At 48.1% G+C, this 3,195-nt stretch carries 1 pseudogene; it reads left to right on the top strand.

Features of this window, described 5'->3' with window-relative positions:
• Positions 1–3,195: pseudogene (locus C1G49_RS11065) on the top strand (WD40 repeat domain-containing protein); the annotation flags it as partial.

Genomic DNA, 3,195 nt, shown 5'->3' with positions numbered 1-3,195 from the left:
TGTTGTTTCTGAACTTCAACCCGATGGTAGTGTAAAAGTTTATAATGTTTCATCAACAGGAGATCGCACTGAAATCGCCACTATCCGTAATGGTGTAGATGGTCGCGACGGTGCCAAAGGTCAGGATGGTGCAAATGGTAGCTCCGTTGTTTCTGAACGTCAAACTGATGGTACTGTAAAAGTTTATAATGTCTCCTCTACAGGCGAGCGTACCGAAATCGCCACCATCCGTAATGGTGTTGATGGCGCCAAAGGTCAGGATGGTGCCAATGGAAGTTCTGTCGTTTCTGAACTTCAACCCGATGGTACTGTAAAAGTCTACAATGTCTCATCTACAGGTCAGCGCACCGAAATTGCCACAATTCGTAATGGTGTCGATGGAGCCAAAGGTCAGGATGGAACCAATGGTAGCTCCGTTGTTTCCGAACGCCAACCAGATGGTAGTGTAAAAGTTTATAATGTCTCATCGACAGGTGAACGTACTGAAATCGCCACTATCCGTAATGGTGTCGATGGTCGCGACGGTGCCAAAGGTCAGGATGGTGCAAATGGTAGCTCCGTTGTTTCTGAACGTCAAACTGATGGTACTGTAAAAGTTTATAATGTCTCCTCTACAGGCGAGCGTACCGAAATCGCCACCATCCGTAATGGTGTTGATGGCGCCAAAGGTCAGGATGGTGCCAATGGAAGTTCTGTCGTTTCTGAACTTCAACCCGATGGTACTGTAAAAGTCTACAATGTCTCATCTACAGGTCAGCGCACCGAAATTGCCACAATTCGTAATGGTGTCGATGGAGCCAAAGGTCAGGATGGAACCAATGGTAGCTCCGTTGTTTCCGAACGCCAACCAGATGGTAGTGTAAAAGTTTATAATGTCTCATCGACAGGTGAACGTACTGAAATCGCCACTATCCGTAATGGTGTCGATGGTCGCGATGGCGCCAAAGGTCAAGATGGCACCAACGGTCGCGACGGTGTAAATGGCAGCTCTGTCGTTTCTGAACGTCAAACTGATGGCAGCGTAAAAGTCTACAATGTCTCATCTACAGGTCAGCGTACCGAAATCGCCACCATTCGTAATGGTGTAGATGGTACCAAAGGTCAGGATGGTGCCAATGGTAGCTCCGTCGTTTCTGAACTTCAACCAGATGGCAGCGTAAAAGTCTACAATGTCTCATCCACAGGTCAGCGCACCGAAATTGCCACCATCCGTAATGGAGCAGACGGTCGCGATGGTAAGAATTCAGAAGTCACAGTGACCCCAGGAACTGACCAAGACGGTCATTCCGGTCAAACGATTACTATTGTTAAGCCAGACGGCAGTCGCGAAACCACCTTTATCCGTGATGGTAAAGACGGTAGAGACGGTGTTGACGGTAAGGATGGCAAGTCGCCACTTGTAGAACAAATCGAAGTTCGTGAGGGAGACAAGGTTATCGGTACTACCATTATCATCAAAGATGGTGACGGTCAAGAAATCAGTCGTCAAACTATTCTCAACGGTCGCGATGGTAAGAATTCAGAAGTCACCGTGACCCCAGGAACTGACCAAGATGGTCATTCCGGTCAAACGATTACTATTGTTAAGCCAGACGGCAGTCGCGAAACCACCTTTATCCGTGATGGTAAAGACGGTAGAGACGGTGTTGACGGTAAGCATGGTAAGTCGCCACTTGTAGAACAAATCGAAGTTCGTGAGGGAGACAAGGTTATCGGTACTACCATTATCATCAAAGATGGTGACGGTCAAGAAATCAGTCGTCAAACCATTCTCAACGGTCGCGATGGTAAGAATTCAGAAGTCACCGTGACCCCAGGAACTGACCAAGACGGTCATTCCGGTCAAACGATTACTATCGTTAAGCCAGACGGCAGTCGTGAAACGACCTTTATCCGTGATGGTAAAGACGGTAGAGACGGTAGAGACGGTGTTGATGGTAAGGATGGTAAATCCCCACTTGTAGAACAAGTCGAAGTTCGCGAAGGTGACAAGGTTATCGGTACTACCATTATCATCAAAGATGGTGATGGTCAGGAAATCAGCCGTCAAACCATTCTCAACGGCCGCGACGGTAAGAATTCAGAAGTCACAGTAACCCCAGGCACAGACCAAAATGGTAACCCAGGTCAAACGATTACTATTGTCAAACCAGACGGCACACGAGAAACCACCTTTATCCGTGATGGTAAAGACGGTAGAGACGGTGTTGACGGTAAGGATGGCAAGTCTCCACTAGTAGAGCAAATCGAAGTTCGTGAAGGCGACAAGGTTATCGGTACTACCATTATCATCAAAGATGGTGATGGTCAGGAAATCAGCCGTCAAACCATTCTCAACGGTCGCGATGGTAAGAATTCAGAAGTCACAGTGACCCCAGGCACTGACCAAGACGGCAATTCAGGTCAAACGATTACTATCGTTAAGCCAGATGGCAGTCGTGAAACTACCTTTATCCGTGATGGTAAAGACGGTAGAGACGGTGTTGATGGTAAGGATGGTAAATCCCCACTTGTAGAACAAATCGAAGTTCGTGAGGGAGACAAGGTTATCGGTACTACCATTATCATCAAAGATGGTGACGGTCAAGAAATCAGTCGTCAAACTATTCTCAACGGTCGCGATGGTAAGAATTCAGAAGTCACCGTGACCCCAGGAACTGACCAAGACGGCAATTCCGGTCAAACGATTACTATCGTTAAGCCAGATGGCAGTCGTGAAACTACCTTTATCCGTGATGGTAAAGACGGTAGAGACGGTAGAGACGGTGTAGATGGTAAAGACGGTGTAGATGGTCAAGATTGTGGTTGTGATCCAAATCTCCCAACCCCACCAGTAGTCCCAACTCCACCGGCAGTTCCAACTTCACCAGTAGTTCCAACTCCACCAGCAGTTCCAACTGTGCCAGTAGTTCCAACTGTGCCAATAGTTCCAACTCCACCAGCAGTTCCAACTGTGCCAGTAGTTCCAACTGTGCCAATAGTTCCAACTGTGCCAGTAGTTCCAACTCCACCAGCAGTTCCAACTGCGCCAGTAGTTCCAACTCCACCGGTAGTTCCAACTGCGCCAGTAGTTCCAACTCCACCAGTAGTTCCAACTGTGCCAGTAGTTCCAACTCCACCGGTGATTCCAACTGCGCCAGTAGTTCCAACTCCACCGGTAGTTCCAACTGCGCCAGTAGTTCCAACTCCACCGGT

The organism is Streptococcus suis (genome assembly GCF_002960625.1).
Lineage (GTDB): Bacteria > Bacillota > Bacilli > Lactobacillales > Streptococcaceae > Streptococcus > Streptococcus suis_T.
This window is presented reverse-complemented; position numbering and strand designations above follow the sequence as displayed.